11 protein-coding genes are annotated in these 17,529 nt (G+C 56.4%); 6 read left to right on the top strand and 5 right to left on the bottom strand.

Going from position 1 to position 17,529, the window contains the following annotated elements:
• Positions 1-26 precede the first annotated feature (26 nt).
• The gene (locus H7A79_RS07840) at positions 27-1,064 is read right to left on the bottom strand and encodes a sensor histidine kinase (RefSeq protein WP_135033679.1); all 1,038 of its coding nucleotides are present in this window, start codon (positions 1,062-1,064) and stop codon (positions 27-29) included.
• Positions 1,065-1,111: 47 nt separating this feature from the next.
• Here H7A79_RS07840 and argH point away from each other — a divergent pair, with 47 nt between their 5' ends.
• Both argH and era read left to right on the top strand, forming a co-directional pair.
• A complete protein-coding gene (gene argH / locus H7A79_RS07835) occupies positions 1,112-2,509 on the top strand; it encodes an argininosuccinate lyase (protein WP_135033753.1) in 1,398 nt (465 codons plus the stop codon).
• Between the two features lie 256 nt (positions 2,510-2,765).
• The gene (gene era, locus H7A79_RS07830) at positions 2,766-3,686 is read left to right on the top strand and encodes a GTPase Era (RefSeq protein ID WP_186999866.1); all 921 of its coding nucleotides are present in this window, start codon (positions 2,766-2,768) and stop codon (positions 3,684-3,686) included.
• A gap of 138 nt (positions 3,687-3,824) precedes the next feature.
• Here era and H7A79_RS07825 read toward each other — a convergent pair whose 3' ends face one another.
• The 4 genes from H7A79_RS07825 to recA all read right to left on the bottom strand — a co-directional run bounded on the left by H7A79_RS07825 (position 3,825) and on the right by recA (position 8,699).
• Positions 3,825-4,961, bottom strand: a complete 1,137-nt coding sequence (locus H7A79_RS07825) for a 5-(carboxyamino)imidazole ribonucleotide synthase (RefSeq protein WP_186999865.1) — start codon at positions 4,959-4,961, stop codon at positions 3,825-3,827.
• 259 nt (positions 4,962-5,220) lie between these two features.
• Positions 5,221-5,508, bottom strand: a complete 288-nt coding sequence (locus H7A79_RS07820; protein WP_186999864.1) for a GIY-YIG nuclease family protein — start codon at positions 5,506-5,508, stop codon at positions 5,221-5,223.
• A gap of 263 nt (positions 5,509-5,771) precedes the next feature.
• Positions 5,772-7,247 carry an anthranilate synthase component I gene (trpE, locus tag H7A79_RS07815; protein ID WP_186999863.1) on the bottom strand — a complete coding sequence of 492 codons (1,476 nt, stop codon included), beginning with the start codon at positions 7,245-7,247 and terminating at the stop codon, positions 5,772-5,774.
• Between the two features lie 372 nt (positions 7,248-7,619).
• On the bottom strand, positions 7,620-8,699 hold the full coding sequence (gene recA / locus H7A79_RS07810; protein WP_135033687.1) for a recombinase RecA: 1,080 nt from the start codon (positions 8,697-8,699) through the stop codon (positions 7,620-7,622).
• A gap of 276 nt (positions 8,700-8,975) precedes the next feature.
• Between recA and adk the strand changes: the two genes are divergently transcribed.
• The 4 genes from adk (at position 8,976) to glgB (ending at position 17,524) form a co-directional block, all read left to right on the top strand.
• Positions 8,976-9,623, top strand: a complete 648-nt coding sequence (gene adk / locus H7A79_RS07805; protein ID WP_135033689.1) for an adenylate kinase — start codon at positions 8,976-8,978, stop codon at positions 9,621-9,623.
• A 216-nt stretch (positions 9,624-9,839) separates the two neighbouring features.
• Entirely contained in the window at positions 9,840-10,547 is a 708-nt protein-coding gene (gene rnc, locus H7A79_RS07800; RefSeq protein WP_186999862.1) for a ribonuclease III, read from the top strand.
• A 261-nt stretch (positions 10,548-10,808) separates the two neighbouring features.
• The gene (locus H7A79_RS07795; RefSeq protein WP_135033754.1) at positions 10,809-12,440 is read left to right on the top strand and encodes a glycosyltransferase family 2 protein; all 1,632 of its coding nucleotides are present in this window, start codon (positions 10,809-10,811) and stop codon (positions 12,438-12,440) included.
• 716 nt (positions 12,441-13,156) lie between these two features.
• The gene (gene glgB / locus H7A79_RS07790) at positions 13,157-17,524 is read left to right on the top strand and encodes a 1,4-alpha-glucan branching protein GlgB (RefSeq protein ID WP_187001658.1); all 4,368 of its coding nucleotides are present in this window, start codon (positions 13,157-13,159) and stop codon (positions 17,522-17,524) included.
• Positions 17,525-17,529: the final 5 nt, after the last annotated feature.

The following is a 17,529-nucleotide window of genomic DNA, read 5'->3' as shown; positions in this document are numbered from 1 at the left end:
CAGGCGGCCGGTTGCGGTTGCAACGTTTAACCGAACAATTTCTTTAAATCGGAAGCCTTCCGGCGGTAGGGCAGGCGGATATCTACGCGGAAAATACCGTCAAGCTGGCGGCTTTTGATGACCGCATCGTTATCGTACATCAGCACCAAACGCTCTTTCAGATTGCGCAGCGCCATAGAGTTGCCTTTGTGGGGCTTGGCGTTTTCCCGGCTGTCGGTGGGGATGTAGGGGTTTTCGATGCGGATATAGATCCAATGCTTCTGCCGCGTGGTCAATACTGAAATACAGCCGGGGCGGTGGGTGGATTCAATGCCGTGGAATACGGCGTTTTCCAACAGGGGCTGCAACAGCAGGTGGGGGGTTTCGGCATCATCGGGCGCATGGTGCTGCCACATGACCTGCACGCGCGTGTGCCCCATGCGGATCTGTTCGATGGCGATGTATTCCTGAGCCCATTCGATTTCCTGGCCCAGTGTGCTGTTTTGGCTGCCGTCTCGCAGTTGGGCGCGGAAGAGGTTGGCCAGGTTTTCGAGCAGGGTTTCCGCATCATAGGGGCGCAGACGGATCAGGCTGATGGCGGCGTTAAGGCTGTTAAACAGAAAGTGCGGGCGGATGCGGGCGGTCAGCGCGGAGAGGCGTGCTTCGGAAAGCGAGGGAGCCAGGCTGTAACGGCGTGATGCTTCGGTGTACATAAAACCCAAAGCAAAAAAATTAAACAGGAAAAAATGCTGCCAAAACGCCATGCGCTCGCCCAGTATCACATAATCGACCAATACAAACAGCAAAAGGTTGGAAAGGTGTACGATTGGTACGCCGAATCTGGATTCGGTAACGTTTGAAAACCTGTTTGCCAGCGCATAACCTTTTATCAGAATCAGCAGCAGCGTGGGTGCTGCCCAGGCTGCATTCTCGTAAACCTGCCTGAGATAGTTTTCAGAAGAATGGTTAATCAGCGGAAACAGCAGTAAGGCCAGCATGCTGGTCAGCACCAAGCGCGCAATGGTGCCGAAATTGCGTAAATCCGGCACTGCAAACCAAGAGTGTATTTGACGTATAATAGGCATCTTTGCAATAAAACCCCTAAATAATGCGATAAGCAAGCGAGCGGATGATGAACGATGGCAAAACCTGGTCGGGCCGTTTTAACGAGCCTGTATCCGAGTTGGTAAAAAAATATACAGGCTCAGTCGGTTTCGACAAACGCCTGGCAAAGTGGGATATACAAGGCTCGCTGGCACATGCGCAGATGCTTTGCGAAGCGGGTGTGTTGAGTGCGGAAGACCTTGCCGCCATCCGCAAAGGAATGGCCGGCATTATAGCAGAAATCGAATCGGGCCAGATGACTTGGTCATTGGATTGGGAAGATGTGCACATGAACATCGAACGCCGCCTCACCGATAAAATCGGCGATGCCGGCAAACGCCTGCACACCGGCCGCAGCCGCAACGACCAAGTTGCCACCGACATCCGCCTGTGGCTGCGCGACCAAATCACCGATATACAGAGCCTTATCTGCGATCTGCAAAGTGCATTAATCGATTTGGCCGAACAAAACGCCGAAGCGGTGATGCCCGGTTTCACCCATCTGCAAGTGGCGCAGCCCGTGAGCTTCGGCCACCATATGCTGGCCTATGTGGAAATGTTCGGCCGCGATTTCGAGCGCATGGCCGACTGCCGCAGGCGCGTCAACCGTATGCCTTTGGGTGCGGCGGCGCTGGCCGGCACCACCTTTCCCATCCGGCGCGAAACCACGGCCGCGCTGCTGGGGTTTGAAGCCATCTGCCAAAACTCGCTCGATGCCGTGTCTGACCGCGATTTTGCCGTTGAATTTACCGCCGCCGCCGGCCTGGTTATGGTGCATTTGAGCCGCCTTTCCGAAGAGCTGATTGTGTGGATGAGCCCGCGCTTCGGCTTTATCGATATTGCCGACCGTTTCTGCACAGGTTCTTCCATCATGCCGCAGAAGAAAAACCCCGATGTGCCCGAGCTGGTGCGCGGCAAATCAGGCCGTGTTATCGGCCACCTCACCGCGCTGATGCTGCTGATGAAATCCCAGCCGCTGGCCTACAACAAAGACAATCAGGAAGACAAAGAACCGCTTTTCGACACCGCCGATACCTTAATCGACACCCTGCGCATCTATGCCGATATGATGCGCGGCGTAACTGTCAAGCCCGAAAACATGCGCGCCGCCGTGATGCAGGGTTTTGCCACCGCCACCGATTTGGCCGATTATCTGGTGAAAAAAGGCATGCCGTTTCGCGACTCGCACGAAGTGGTTGCCCTGGCTGTGCGCCATGCCGATGGGCAGGGTGTGGATTTGAGCGGGCTGCCGCTGGATGTGCTGCAGGGTTTTTCGGATTTGGTGGGCGAAGACGTGTATGAAGTGCTCACCCCCGAAGGCAGCCTCAACGCCCGCAACCATTTGGGCGGCACCGCGCCCGAGCAGGTGCGCCGGCAGGTGAAACGCTGGCGCGGCCTGCTGGCGGACATACAAAATGCAGGGTAGGGCGGCCGCCGTTTCAGACGGCCGGGTTTGGCAAACGCCGGTATTTTTGCAATGTTCAAAAAGCGCAACAAATTTGTCTGCCGCCATTTTTCGGGGCGGAATTCGGGCATTGGGTACCGAAACTCGTTTGGCCTGAGCTTCAGTATTTCCCGGCCGTATGCCTGTGCGCGGGCATCACAATATTGAAACCTTTCAGACGGCCTGAGGGTATTTTTGCAAAGACATCAGGCCGTCTGAAAAATATGAAAGAAAACGCATGAACGAAAATATTTCTGCCAATCTGTCTGATGCCAACGGCTACCGTTGCGGTTTTGTCGCGATAGTGGGTCGCCCCAATGTGGGCAAATCTACATTGATGAACCATTTAATCGGCCAAAAAATCAGCATCACCAGCAAAAAAGCACAAACTACCCGCCACAAAGTAACCGGTATCTACACCGATGATACCGCCCAGTTTGTTTTTGTGGACACGCCGGGTTTTCAAACCGAACACCGTAATGCTTTAAACAAGCGTCTCAACCAAAACGTTACCGAAGCCATGGGCGGCGTGGACGCGGTGGTGTTCGTTATCGAAGCCATGCGCTTCACCGAAGCCGACCGCCGGGTGGTGCGCCTGCTGCCCAAACATATTCCCGTGTTGCTGGTGTTGAACAAAATCGATTTGTCCAAAGCAAAATCGCCGCTTGAGCTGGCTGCCTTTATCGAAAACGTGCGTGCCGAGTTTCAGTTTGCCGGAGTGGAAACCGTCAGCGCCAAACACGGGCTGGGCATCGCCCAATTGCTGCACGCGATCAAGCCTTTTCTGCCTGAAGGAGCCCCGCTTTATCCCGAAGATATGGTTACCGATAAATCGAGCCGCTTTCTCGCCGCCGAAATCGTGCGCGAAAAGCTGTTCCGCTATTTGGGCGAAGAGCTGCCGTATGCCATGAATGTGGAAATCGAGCAGTTTAAAGAAGAAAGCAGCATCTACCATATCTATATTGCCGTTTTGGTGGATAAAGAAAACCAAAAGCCCATCGTGATCGGCAAAGGCGGCGAAAAACTGAAAAAAATATCCACCGAAGCCAGGCTGGATATGGAAAAACTGTTTGACTGCAAAGTGTTTTTAAAAGTGTGGGTGAAAGTGAAATCGGGCTGGGCAGACGATGTGCGCTTTTTAAACGAACTGGGCTTGTGAGCCGGATAGAGTATCTTGGGTTTCAGTAATATGGGATACCCGGGTCAAGCCCGAGTATGACGTGCATAACTTAAGCTGGATCGCGAGAGGCCGTCTGAAAAATAATTCAGACGGCCTTCGGCTTTTCATGCACGCGCTTTACAAACTGCCGTGCAGCGTTTTTGCACTTTCAAACGCCGCATCCGCATCGGCGGCCAACACGGTGAAATGCCCCATTTTGCGGCCTTTGCGTGCAGTTTTTTTGCCGTATTGGTGCAGATGGGCGGCGGGGTGGTTTTGCAGCGGCAGCCAGTTTGGCTCTCTGCCGTTTGCGCCCCATGCATCGCCCAAAATATTGGCCATGCAGCAGGCGGAAAGCAGGCGGGTATCGGCCGGCGGCAGGCCGCACATCAGGCGCACCTGCTGCTGGAACTGGCTCGCGGCGCAGGCATCAATAGTGTGGTGGCCGCTGTTGTGCGGGCGCGGGGCGATTTCGTTTACCACCAATTCGTGTGTGCTGCCCACCACAAACATTTCCACCGCCAACACGCCCACATAGTCTAACTCATCGGCCAAACGGCGCGCCATCTGCCGCGCCTGCAGCTGGATATCGGCGTTGAAGCGCGCCGGCACGATGGAATAGGCGAGAATGCCGTTTTCGTGAATGTTTTCGGCAGGGTCGAAAGTCTGCACGTTTTCGCTGTTCAGACGGCATACCACCACCGAAATCTCGCCGCGCAAATCCACCGTTTTTTCCAGCACGCAGGCTACGCCGCCCAATTCGGCAAACGCGGCGCGCAGCCCGTCCAAAGTTTTCACGCGGATTTGGCCTTTGCCGTCATAGCCCAGCGTGGCGGTTTTCAGAATGCCGGGCAGCAGCGCTTCACACTCTTTGCCGATGTCTTCGGGCTTGCAGACGGCCTGATGGGGCGCGGTTTGCAGGCCGGCTTTTTGAATCCGTGCCTTTTCCTGAATGCGGTTTTGGGCAACGGCAACGCAGTCGCCGCTCGGCGACACGCGGGTGTGTTGCGACAAAAAGCGCATCGCATCGGCATTCACATTTTCAAATTCGGTGGTTACCGCAGCGCATTTCGCCAGCTCGTCCAGCGCGGCTGCATCATCGAATGCCGCGCACAAATGGCGGTCGGCAAATTCGGCGGCCGGCGCACCGGGGTCGGGGTCGAGTACGGTAACGCGGTAGCCCATGGTTTTGGCGGCAACGGCAAACATACGGCCGAGCTGGCCGCCGCCGAGAATGCCGAGCATAGCGGGAGGGAGGATGGGGGTGTTTTGCATGGTTTTGTTTGTTATCAAGATTTTTATCGGGAGGCCGTCTGAAAAGTTTTCAGACGGCCTAAACTGCTGTTGCCTGCTTTTGCTGCGTATATGACTTTGCTTTTCTTTTGGTTACGTTAACTCCGTCATTCCCGCGTAGGCGGGAATCCAGATCTTCGGATTTCTGCAATTTTCAAAGGCTTCTGAAAATCAATATTTTGGATTCCCGCCTACGCGGGAATGACAGTAAAAATAAAATTACGCCGCGATTTACCATCGGCTATTCCATAATTTCAGACCATAAATCGCACCAAGTCGGATTGTTTGCTTCAATCAGGCGCAACTTCCATTGCCTGTTCCATTTTTTAAGCTGTTTTTCTTTACCGATGGCACTTTCTATTGTTGGATGCAGTTCGTACCAAACCAGCAGATTCATGTTGTATTGCGCAGTAAAACCCTGTGCCAAATGGTTTTTATGTTGATACACCCGCTGTATCAGGTTGGAGGTTACGCCGATGTAAAGTGTGCCGTTGCGTTGGGAAGCGAGTATATAAACGGCAGGCTGCATGGGTTTGCTTCCTTGAGCTATTGATTGTAGCCAACTCCGTCATTCCCGCACAGGCGGGAATTCAGACCTTTGTATATCTGTAATTTTAAGAAGTTTCAGAAAATCAACGTTCTGGGTTCCCGCCTGCACGGGAATGACGGTTTTTATGTTTCTGAATACATTTTGCGGTCTGATAAATTTTTTCGGTTTGAGGATTGGGATTTTCAGACGGCCTTATCCGTAAACTTAAAGGCCGTCTGAAAAGATGCATCCTACTTAAAATTTTACCTATCCAACCCCTCCTGCACCATCTGCGCCGCCCGCAGCACTGCGCGGGCTTTGTTTTGGGTTTCCTGCCATTCGGCTTCTTCTTCCGAGTCGGCAACGATGCCGCCGCCGCTCTGCACATAGAGCGTGCCGTTTTTAATCACGGCGGTGCGGATGGCGATGGCCAAGTCCATATCGTTGTTAAACCCCCAGCAGCCGGCCGCACCGCCGTAGATGCAGCGTTTGGCGGGCTCCAGTTCTTCAATGATTTCCAGCGCGCGCACTTTGGGCGCGCCGGAGAGCGTGCCCGCCGGAAAGGTGGCCGCCAGAATATCCATATTGGCGGTGTTGTCTTTCAGACGGCCTTCTATGTTGGATACGATGTGCATCACGTGCGAATAGCGTTCTACCGTCATTTTTTCGGTAACCGACACTCGGCCGGTTTGGCTGATGCGCCCCACATCGTTGCGCCCCAAATCAATCAGCATCACGTGTTCGGCAATTTCTTTGGCGTCGCCGAGCAGTTCTTGTTCGTTGGCGGCATCTTCGGCCGGGGTTTTGCCGCGCAGCCGCGTGCCGGCAATCGGGCGCACGATAACGTTGCCGCGCTCGCGGCGCACCAGAATTTCGGGCGAGGAGCCAACGATGTGGAAATCGCCGAAATCGTAGTAAAACAGATAGGGTGAGGGGTTGAGCGTGCGCAGGGCGCGGTAGAGGCTGAGCGGGTTGTCGCGAAATTCGAGCTTCATGCGCTGGCTGGGCACCACCTGCATACAGTCGCCATCGAGAATATACCGGCGGATTTTGCGCACATATTCTTGATAACGCGCTTTGCCGGTTTCATGCTGCGGCTCGGTTTTCCGGCTGCCCAGCGAGAGCGGGATGGCGCAGCTTTGGCGCAGGCGGGTGCGCAGCTCTTCCAGCCGCGCGCGCGCGGTTTCGTAGCCGTTGCGTTCTGCGGGGTCGGCATACACGATTAAGTAGATTTTGCCGGAAAGATTGTCGATCACGGCCAGCTCTTGCGAGAGCATCAATAAAATATCGGGTGTGCCGATGGTGTCGGGCTTGCCGCTGTTTTGAAAGCGGTGGGCGAAGTGTTCGAAGTGGTAGATGGTTTCATAGCCGAAATAGCCGACCAGGCCGCCGGTGAAGCGGGGCAGGCCGGGGATTTCGGGTGTTTTGAAGCGCGCGTGGAAGGCTTCGATGAAAGGCAGCGGGTTGCCGTCAAACTGTTCGGTGATTTCGCTGTTGTGATACACATCAACGTGTTTGCCCGATGCTTTGAGATAAGTGCGGCAGGGCAGGCCGATAAAGGAATAGCGGCCGAAACGTTCGCCGCCCACCACCGATTCGAGCAGGTAGGTGTAGGGCCGGTTGGCGAGTTTGAGATAAAGCGACAGGGGGGTGTCGAGATCGGCCAAAAGCTCCTGCACCAGCGGGATTCGGTTGTAGCCTGCGGCGGCTTGGGCTTGGTATTCTTGTTTGCTAATCATGTTTCAGACGGCCTTGGTGGATTGAATCGGGCACTGATGCAGAACGGATCTGTTTGTGGTGAATCCGCTTTGGCTCAAAGAGAGCGGTTTGCCGGCTGCCGGGGCGGAGGCGGTTTGGTTTCGTATTGCCTGCGGCTTGCTGTTGCAGCGGAAATAAGCGGGTTCGCTGCGGCAGTTTATCGGCCGCAGGTGCGGCAGCCGTGCGGTTGTATACCGGTGTGGCCTGCGGTGTGCTGCCCTGTTTGGTTTTACTCAATACGCTGTGGGAGCCGGAGCGGGAAAATGCACGGAGTATAGCAGTTTTCAGGGCTCGGGTGGGGAAAGGCCGTCTGAAAACGGTTTCAGACGGCCTGTTTGATTGCGGTCGGCGGCTTATTCTTCGGGCGCGTCGCCATCGGTTTCATCGAGCCTGCCTTCGGTAATCTGCACGTTGGTGCCCGCTTTGGTGCGGATTGCGGCATCGATTTCATCGGCAACTGCGGGGTTTTCTTTCAGCCACACGCGCACATTGTCTTTGCCCTGGCCGATTTTGGCGCCGTTGTAGGCATACCATGCGCCGGATTTTTCAACGATGCCGTATTTCACGCCCAAATCCACAAGTTCGCCTTCCCAACTGATGCCCTCGCCGTAGAGGATATCGAATTCGGCCTGGCGGAAAGGCGGGGCAACTTTGTTTTTAATCACTTTCACTTTGGTTTCGTTGCCCAACACATCATCGCCTTTTTTAATCTGGCCGGTGCGGCGGATATCGAGGCGCACGGAAGCGTAGAATTTGAGGGCGTTGCCGCCGGTGGTGGTTTCGGGGCTGCCGAACATCACGCCGATTTTCATGCGGATTTGGTTGATAAACACCACCAGCGTGTTGGTTTTTTTGATGTGGCCGGTGAGTTTGCGCAATGCCTGGCTCATCAGGCGGGCCTGCAGGCCGACATGGCTGTCGCCCATTTCGCCTTCGATTTCGGCTTTGGGCACCAGCGCGGCAACCGAATCCACCACCACCATATCCAAGCCGCCGCTGCGCACCAGTGTGTCGCAGATTTCCAGCGCCTGCTCGCCGGTGTCGGGCTGCGAGAGATACAGCTCTTCCACTTTTACGCCGAGTTTGCGCGCATAAACCGGATCGAAGGCGTGTTCGGCATCGATAAAGGCGCAGATATTGCCGTTTTTCTGGCATTGGGCGATGGCTTCCAGACACAGCGTGGTTTTGCCCGAAGATTCGGGGCCGAAGATTTCAACGATACGGCCGCGCGGCAGGCCGCCCACACCCAAGGCCAAATCCAAACCGAGCGAGCCGGTGGAAATCACTTCCAGGTTTTCGTCTTGATGGCTGCCGTCCATCTTCATGATGGAGCCTTTGCCGAAGCTTTTTTCGATTTGCGCCAGCGCGGCGGCAAGGGCTTTGCTTTTATCATCGGGTTTGTTTTTTTCGGATTTGTTTTTTTCGTCTGCCATGATGTTCTCGTGTGGAATGTCGGTTGGAAATTTCGGGCAGATTATCGCATAAATCGCCCCTGCCCGAAAAAGTTTTCATCTGCTTTTCAGACGGCCTTTCCACAACCGGCCAACCATATTAAGATAGATACCGCAATATTTCTGCCCCTATGGCAGATAAACTTGCTTTGATGCGGCGCGGCAGCCTGCGGTCGGATTTCTGCATACTGCCTGCGGCCTGCCGCTTTGCGCCGGAGTAAGGTTATCCGCCATACCAACTTGTTTGAAGGAACACACATGAAAGTATTACTGCTTGGCGCACCGGGTGCGGGCAAAGGCACGCAGGCGCAATTTATCACCGCCGCTTTCGGCATTCCGCAGATTTCCACCGGCGATATGCTGCGTGCGGCGATTAAGGCCGGCACGCCTTTGGGTTTGGAAGCGAAAAAAATCATCGATGAAGGCGGCCTGGTGCGGGACGATATCATCATCGGCATGGTGAAAGAGCGCATCGCCCAGGGCGACTGCAAAAACGGTTTTCTGTTTGACGGCTTTCCGCGCACGCTGGCGCAGGCCGAAGCAATGGTGGAGGCGGGCGTGGATTTGGACGCGGTGGTGGAAATCGATGTGCCCGATGCGGTGATTGTAAACCGCATGAGCGGCCGCCGCGTGCATCTGCCCTCCGGCCGCACCTACCATATTGCGTTCAATCCGCCGAAAACCGAGGGCAAAGACGATGTAACCGGCGAAGATTTAATCCAGCGCGATGATGATAAAGAAGAAACGGTGAAAAAACGCCTCGAGGTGTATCACGGGCAAACCGCCGTATTAATCGGTTTTTACAGCCAAATCACCGGCGAGCGCGCGCCAAAATACATCAAAGTGGACGGCACACAGGCCGTTGAAGCCGTGAAGGCGCAAGTGTTGGCCGCTTTGGGCAAATAAACATTTGTTATACAATAGCAGGCCGTTTGAAAACCATCAGCGTTTCAGACGGCCTGAAGCTTTTGTATGGTAAAAATATCTGCCTTTATGCAAAGCCGTCCGAAATATCTCCAGCCGGTAACGATTAACCAGCCTTAAACCTTTTCTGCATTTTCGTTTTGATTCTTTTATTAAAGTGTGGAAAAGCATTCGGGCTGAAGAAAACGAAAGAACCCCATGAAGCCCGACCCCGTCAAACAGCGTGCGCTGCAACAGTTGCAGCAGCGGCTCGGCCACACTTTCCAATGCCCCGAGCTGCTGGAGCAGGCGCTCACCCACCGCAGTTTTTCCTCACGCAACAACGAGCGTTTCGAGTTTGTTGGTGATGCCATACTCAACTACACCGTTGCCAAAATGCTGTTTGAAACCTTTCCCGAGCTGCCCGAAGGCCGCCTTTCGCGTATGCGCGCCAATCTGGTCAACCAAGAAACATTGGCCGCCGTTGCCGTTTCGCTGAACGTGGGCGGGGTGCTGTTTCTGGGGGCGGGCGAACTCAAAAGCGGCGGTTTCAACCGGCCTTCGATTCTGGCCGATGCGCTGGAGGCCATATTTGCCGCCATCAGTTTCGATGCCGGTTTCAACACCGCCGAGCAAACCGTGCGCCGCCTGTTTGCGCAGCGGGTGACCGGTGCCGATGCCGAAGGGCAGGGCGGCAAAGATGCCAAAACCCTGTTGCAGGAAGCCTTGCAGGCGCGCCGTCTGGCTCTGCCGAAATACCGCATCGAAGCGCAGCACGGCGAGGGCTGCCACACTGAATTTACCGTTTCCTGCGATTTGGGCGAGCTGGGCTGCATCACCACCGCCAAAGCCGGCAGCCGCCGCACCGCCGAGCAGCAAGCCGCCAAACAGGCGCTGGCGTGGCTGTCGGAAAAATATAGCGGGTGAACGAAACGGGCGGCGCGTTTTTTCGCTCCGGTTGGTGGTGAAGCCGCTTTATTTCCGTTGCCGCGCCTCCGCTTCGAAGAAAACGGTTTGGCCGGCGGCCGAAGCGGCGATAGAGCCGGTTTCGTACAACTTTGATTATTTCCTGCGGCCTGCCCGGTGCCGGCACAAAGCCGATTCACTACAGTTTGCCCGGTGCCAAGCAACATTCATCACAACAGATGCCGTCTGAAAAGTTTTCAGACGGCCTGCAATGGTTTGATTATGCCGACACAAAAAATACCCGCCAGCGCAACCATGCTGGTTAAAAATTCCGAACGTTATCTGGCCGAAGTGCTTGCCGCGCTGGCCGATTTTGACGAAGTATTGCTGCTGGACAACGGCTCGGCCGACCGCACGCTTGAAATTGCGGCAGGGTTTGCCAACGTGCGCGTGTGCAAACACGGGTTCACCGGTTTCGGCCCCATGAAAAACCTGGCTGCCTCCCTGGCCAAACACCCCTGGATTTTCAGCATCGACAGCGATGAAGTGCCCGATCGTGAATTAATCGAAAGCATACGCGCGGCGGTGGAGCACAACGATCCCAACACCGTTTACACCCTTTCGCGCCTCAACCACTATAACGGCCGCCTGATCAAAGCCTGCGGCTGGTATCCCGATATTCTGCCGCGCCTCTACCACCGCAACTATGCCGGTTTCAACAACCGGCGCGTACACGAATCGCTGCAAATCGGGCAGCAAAACCACCTGCGCTCGCTCAAAGGCCGTCTGAAACATTATTCGTTTCAAAACGCCGAAGGGCTGATTCAGAAAATGCAGCAATACAGCACGCTTTATGCCGAAGAAAACCGCTACCGCAAAACTTCTTCCGTGTTCAAAGCCCTGCTGCACGGCGGCACGGCGTTTCTGAAAAACTATTTTCTGAAACGGGGCATTTTCTACGGCGCAGACGGCCTGATGATTTCCGCCGCCAACGCCCAGGGTTCGTATTACAAATATATCAAACTCTACGAACACAACCGCAATATGAGCGTGTCGCTGATTGTCACCACCTACAACCGCCCCGATGCACTGGCACTGGTGTTGAAATCCGCCCTCGCGCAAACCCGCCTGCCGCAGGAAATCATCATCGCCGACGACGGCTCCGACCGCCGCACCACCGAAGTGGTGGGCAGATTCGCCCAAACCAGCCCGGTAACGGTCAAACACGCCTGGCAGAAAGACGAAGGCTTCCGCGCTGCCCGGGCGCGCAACCGCGCCATTGCCGCCGCTTCGTCCGACTACCTGATTATCATCGATGGCGATATGGTGCTCGACCCTTCGTTTATCGCCGACCATGCCGCCGTTGCCCGCAAAGGCCGCTTGATTCAGGGCACGCGCGTGCTGGTTTCCCGGCAGCGCACCGAAGAAATTCTGGCCGAGCGCCTGCTGCCGCTGCCCGATTTGTCGTTTTACAGCAGCGGTATCAAAAAACGCCTTTCCGCGCTGCGGCTGCCCAAATTGTCGAAACTGCTGGCCGGGCGCGGCAACCGCGGGCACAAAGGCATCAAAAGCTGCAATATGGGTTTCTTCCGCGATGATGCGCTGGCCGTGAACGGATTCAACAACGATTTTGTCGGCTGGGGGCGGGAAGACAGCGAATTTGCCGCCCGCTGCTACCATAGCGGCATGAAGCGGCACAACCTCAAATTCGGCGGTGCAGCCTACCACTTGTGGCACCACGAAGCCGAACGCGCCGCGCTGCCGCAGAACGATGCTTTGCTCAAAGCCACACTCAACGAAAAGAAAACCCGCTGCGGGCGCGGGGTGGACGAGTTTTTGGAAACCGCACCGGAGCAGGGCAGCGAAACGCCGGAGAACATCGAGGGTGGCGCGGCAGAACCGCCAAGCAGATAACGGCGGTTTCAGCGTTTTTCAGCTTTGAATTTTGTTTTTGAATTTCAGTTTGGGAAAAGCCCTGCAGGCATTTCTGAAAACAAAGGCCGTCTGAAAATATTTTTCAGACGGCCTTAGCATATTTCGGGCTGAGAGCCGGCACGCGGCGGAGCGGCGGCCGTTTGAAAGCCCAAAGGCAGTTAAGGCTTTATCGGTTGGAGTTTTGGCAAAACTATTGTGAGGCCGTTTGAAATGGCTGAATTCCGTTATCGGCCCGGCAAGCCCGCCCGTGCGGGCAGCATAGCGGACTTGCCGGGCCGATAACGGCAGATAAACTTTTGAGGGTTTTGCAGAGATTCCCGGGCAGTGTTGCGGCCGCCCCGGCTGAAATAACGGCTTGGCGGTTTTGCCGCCCTCTGGATTTTCCCGACAAGAAAGCGTTACCCGCACTTTTGGCAACGCTTTTGCACATAGGGCTTGCAGCCGGTAAAACAATATGGCAACAGGCGCGCTGATTGTGCAATCAGGTTAATTTCTTTAAATAATACGCGTATGCGGGTTAACCGGTATTAACCTTGAAAACGTTTTCAGATTCAGGCGGCTGTGTTGGATTTGGCCTATATCAGTTAATCCGCTTGCTACACGAAATTACCTACGACAAAACGGCAGATTTATATTACTATTGCCCAAGCTGCACTAAACAAAAAATTAACTTCACAAACAATATATTAATGAATATGAGCAATCACTCGGTTTTTGAGCGTGCCGCCCGTTGCGGGGTGGCTGCGGGCTACCACGACATCAACGGCGTTTACCACCCGGCTGAAGAAGCGGTGCTGGAAGCGTTGCTTGCGCGCTTGGAAATAGGTGTGCCGGAAGGGGAGTTTGACGATGTGGCGGCGGTAACGGCGCGGCAGCCTGCCGAGATTGTTTTGCCGCCGGGTTTCGAAAATTACAGCGGCTACTCTTTAACCAACGAATATGATGAGCAGCAGACGGTTACGGCATCGGATTCAGACGGCCGCCGGTCTGCTGTTTTTTTATCGGCGTTAGAGAGCGGCTATTACCGTTTAACGGTTCGCAAAGGCCGTCTGAAACACCGCGTTTTAGTGGTGGCCGCTCCCGAACACGCCTACCGGCCGCCTGAAACGGCAGGCGGCGGGCGCATGAACGGATTGGCCGTGCAGCTTTACAGCCTGCGCTCGGCGCATAACTGGGGTGTGGGCGATTTCGGCGATTTGGCGCGGCTGGCGGCTTTCTGCGGCGGGCGCGGCTTGGATTTTATCGGCATCAACCCGCTGCACGCGCTGTTTACTTCGCGGCCGGATTTCGCCAGCCCCTACAGCCCGTCATCGCGCCTGTGGCTGAATGCCGTGTATCTCGATGTGGGCGGCATCATCGGCGGATACCGTTTTGCCCGCAAAGCGCGCAAGTGGCTGGAAAATCCCGAGGTGCAAAGCCGCATTGAAGCGGTGCGCGCGGCGGAAACGGTGGATTATGCGGCGGTGTGGGCGTTGAAAAAAGAAGCGCTGCTGCTGGTGTTTGCCGACTTTGAAAAAAGCACAAGCCGCGCCGCGCAGCCTTTTCAGACGGCCTTTGAGCAGTTTGCAGAAGAAAAAGGCGGAGCGCTTCACGGCTTTGCCCTGTTTGAGGCCTTAGACCAACATTACGGCGGCGCGGGCGGGGAGCGCGGCTGGAGGGCGTGGCCGTCTGAATTTCATCTGCCGCAAAGTGCAGCGGTGCAGGCGTTTGCAGAGGCGCACGCGGGCGAAATCCGTTTTTACCAATGGCTGCAATGGTTGTGCGCCGTGCAGCTGCGGCAGGCCGAAGAAGCGGCGGCGCAACACGGCGTGCGGCTCGGCCTTTACGGCGATTTGGCCGTGGGCGTGGCGCGCGGCGGAGCCGACACCTGGCTCAAACGCAGCCAATACTGCATGGAAATGTCGGTGGGCGCGCCGCCCGACCCGCTGGGGCCGTTGGGGCAGAATTGGAACCTGCCGCCGTGGCACCCCGTGGTAATGCGCCGCAGCGGCTGCCGCGAATTTATTGCCGTGCTTCGCGAGAACATGCGCCATTGCGGCGTGTTGCGCATAGACCATGTGATGTCGCTCAACCGTTTGTGGTGGGTGGTGCCGCAGCAGGCCGCCGGCGGGGATGCGGGCAGTTTGGCGCACGGCGGCGGAAGCAGTGCGGCGGCGTATGATAAAGAGCCGCCGCGCGCGCCGGCAGCAAACGGTGCCTATGTGCATTATCCGCAGGAAATCCTGTTTGCCGTTCTCGCGCTCGAAAGCCACCGCAACCGCTGTGTGGTGGTGGGCGAAGATTTGGGCACCGTGCCGGACGACACCCGCCGCCTGCTCGAGCGTTACCGCATTTTTTCATACAAGGTGATGTATTTCAGCCGCCGCGACCACGGCTTCGAGCTGCCCGAGCATTACCCGCAGCAGGCGCTGTGCGTTACCAGCACCCACGACGTGGCACCGCTGGCGGGCTGGTGGGCGGGCAGCGATTTGCAAACTATGTATGCCCTGGGCGTGCTGCCGGACGAAACTGCTTTTCAGACGGCCTGGCAGCAGCGCGGGCACGATAAAGAAGATTTAATCCGCGCGCTGAAAGCAACACACTGTCTGCCTTGCGGATACCGGCCGTCTGAACAGGCAGATGCCGCAATGATTCATGCCGTGCACCGTTTCGGCGCCGAGAGCCGCTGCATACTTTATGCGGTGCAAATCGAAAACCTGCTGGGCATGACCGAAAATTTCAACGTGCCGGGCATCGCCGAAGGCTATCCCAACTGGGCGCGCAAACTGCCTCAGCCTCTCGAAGCCTTTTCCAAACACCCTTTCATCGAGCAGCAGCTCGCCATGCTCAACGAGGTCCGTATGAGAAAAAACAGCCAAACCCAAACCTATCCGCCGCTCGATGATCAAGAGCGCGGCACCATCGACAGCCTGTTTTGCGCCACCCACGGCAACCCGTTTGCCTATCTGGGCAGGCACAGGCTGCCCGGCAACGGCGAAGTGGTGCGCTGCCTGGTGCCCGATGCGTTGGCGGTGGATATTGTGGAACGCGGCAGCGGCAAGCTGATTGCGGCGGCCGAAAAACTCGACAATCGGGGCTTTTTCGCCGCCGTGCTGCCCGAGGGCGCGCCCGATTATGCCTTGAGCGTGCAATACAGCGCAGAGCGGCCGTCTGAAAAAATCGAAGACCCCTACCGCTACGGCCCGCATTTGCAGGAAATCGACCAATGGCTGCTCACCGAAGGCACCCATCTGCGCCCTTATGAAGCCCTGGGCGCGCATTTGGCCGAATTTGACGGTGTGGCCGGCGTGAATTTCGCCGTGTGGGCGCCCAACGCGCAGCGCGTTTCGGTTATCGGCGAGTTCAACAATTGGGACGGCCGCCGCCATGTGATGCGCCGCCACGCCGCCAGCGGCATTTGGGAAATCTTTATCCCTGCCGTGCCGTTCAATGCCCTGTATAAATTCGAAATACGCGATGCCGCAGGCAATGTGCGCCAAAAGGCCGACCCGTTTGCCTTTGCCTCGGAGCTGCGCCCCACCACTGCCTCGGTGGTGCGCGGCCTGCCCGAAAAAATGCCCGAGCCCGCGTTCCGCCGCCAAGCCAACGCCATCGACAGCCCCATCAGCATTTACGAAGTGCATTTGGGCTCGTGGCGGCGCAACCTCGAAAACAACTTCTGGCTCACTTATGAAGACCTCGCTATCGAGCTGGTGGCCTATGTGAAAGACATGGGCTTTACCCATATCGAGCTTCTGCCCGTGTCGGAATACCCGTTTGACGGCTCTTGGGGCTATCAGGCCACCGGCCTTTATTCGCCCACCAGCCGCTTCGGCTCGCCGCAGCAGCTTCAGGCGCTGGTGCAGGCCGCCCACAATGAAGGCATAGGTGTGATACTCGACTGGGTGGTGGGGCATTTTCCCGTTGACGACCACGGTCTCAACCATTTTGACGGCACGCCGCTGTATGAACACGCCGACCCGCGCGAAGGCTACCATCAAGACTGGAACACCCTGATTTACAACTTCGGCCGCACCGAAGTGAAAAACTACCTGCAAGGCAACGCGCTATACTGGATAGAGCGGTTCGGCTTTGACGGCCTGCGCGTGGATGCCGTGGCCTCGATGATTTACCGCGACTATTCGCGCAAAGAAGGCGAATGGATACCCAACCGATACGGCGGCCGCGAAAACCTCGAAGCCATCAACTTTCTGCGCGACACCAACACCATGTTGCAGCGCGAAACGCCCGCCGCCGCCGAAATCGCCGAAGAATCCACCTCGTTTGCCAACGTTACCCGCGCCGAAGGCTTGAATTTCCAATACAAATGGAATATGGGCTGGATGAACGATACCCTGCGCTACATGAAAGAAGACCCGATCAACCGCAAATACCATCATAATCTGATGACGTTCGGCATGATGTACCAATACAGCGAAAACTTTGTCTTGCCGCTCTCGCACGATGAAGTGGTGCACGGCAAAGGCTCGCTGCTGGCCAAAATGCCCGGCGATGCCTGGCAGAAATTTGCCAACCTGCGCGCCTATTACGGCTTTATGTGGGGCTATCCCGGCAAGAAACTGCTGTTTATGGGCGGCGAATTTGCCCAGGGCCGCGAATGGAACTACAACGAACCGCTCGATTGGTTTCTGCTTGAAGAAGCCCACGGCGGCCTGTGGCACAAAGGCGTGCAGGATTATGTGCGCGATCTCAACCACACCTACCGCAGCCACGCGCCGCTTTACCAGCTCGACCAATGGCCCGAAGGCTTCGAGTGGCTGGTGGCAGATGACGGCAACCATTCCGTGTTTGCTTTCGAGCGGCGCGACCGCGAAGGCAACCGCTTGATAGTGGTGAGCAACTTCACCCCTGTGGTGCGCGAACACTACCGCATCGGCGTAAACGAAGCCGGCACCTACCGCGAAGTGATGAATTCAGACAGCCTGCCATACCAAGGCAGCGGCGTTTGCACGGCCGAGGGCGGGATCGTCCGCACCGAAGCCGCCGCATCGCACGGCAGGGCGCAGTCGCTGAGCCTGACCCTGCCGCCGCTGGCCACGGTTTGGCTGGTATTGGAGAAATAATGCGG

It is taken from the genome of Neisseria musculi, assembly GCF_014297595.2.
In the GTDB taxonomy this organism is placed as follows: domain Bacteria; phylum Pseudomonadota; class Gammaproteobacteria; order Burkholderiales; family Neisseriaceae; genus Neisseria; species Neisseria musculi.
This window is presented reverse-complemented; position numbering and strand designations above follow the sequence as displayed.

Coding starts and splice junctions, on each gene's coding strand:
- H7A79_RS07840 (WP_135033679.1), bottom strand. CDS start 1,064: ATGCCTATTATACGTCAAATACACTCTTGGTTTGCAGTGCCGGATTTA.
- argH (WP_135033753.1), top strand. CDS start 1,112: ATGAACGATGGCAAAACCTGGTCGGGCCGTTTTAACGAGCCTGTATCC.
- era (WP_186999866.1), top strand. CDS start 2,766: ATGAACGAAAATATTTCTGCCAATCTGTCTGATGCCAACGGCTACCGT.
- H7A79_RS07825 (WP_186999865.1), bottom strand. CDS start 4,961: ATGCAAAACACCCCCATCCTCCCTCCCGCTATGCTCGGCATTCTCGGC.
- H7A79_RS07820 (WP_186999864.1), bottom strand. CDS start 5,508: ATGCAGCCTGCCGTTTATATACTCGCTTCCCAACGCAACGGCACACTT.
- trpE (WP_186999863.1), bottom strand. CDS start 7,247: ATGATTAGCAAACAAGAATACCAAGCCCAAGCCGCCGCAGGCTACAAC.
- recA (WP_135033687.1), bottom strand. CDS start 8,699: ATGGCAGACGAAAAAAACAAATCCGAAAAAAACAAACCCGATGATAAA.
- adk (WP_135033689.1), top strand. CDS start 8,976: ATGAAAGTATTACTGCTTGGCGCACCGGGTGCGGGCAAAGGCACGCAG.
- rnc (WP_186999862.1), top strand. CDS start 9,840: ATGAAGCCCGACCCCGTCAAACAGCGTGCGCTGCAACAGTTGCAGCAG.
- H7A79_RS07795 (WP_135033754.1), top strand. CDS start 10,809: ATGCCGACACAAAAAATACCCGCCAGCGCAACCATGCTGGTTAAAAAT.
- glgB (WP_187001658.1), top strand. CDS start 13,157: ATGAGCAATCACTCGGTTTTTGAGCGTGCCGCCCGTTGCGGGGTGGCT.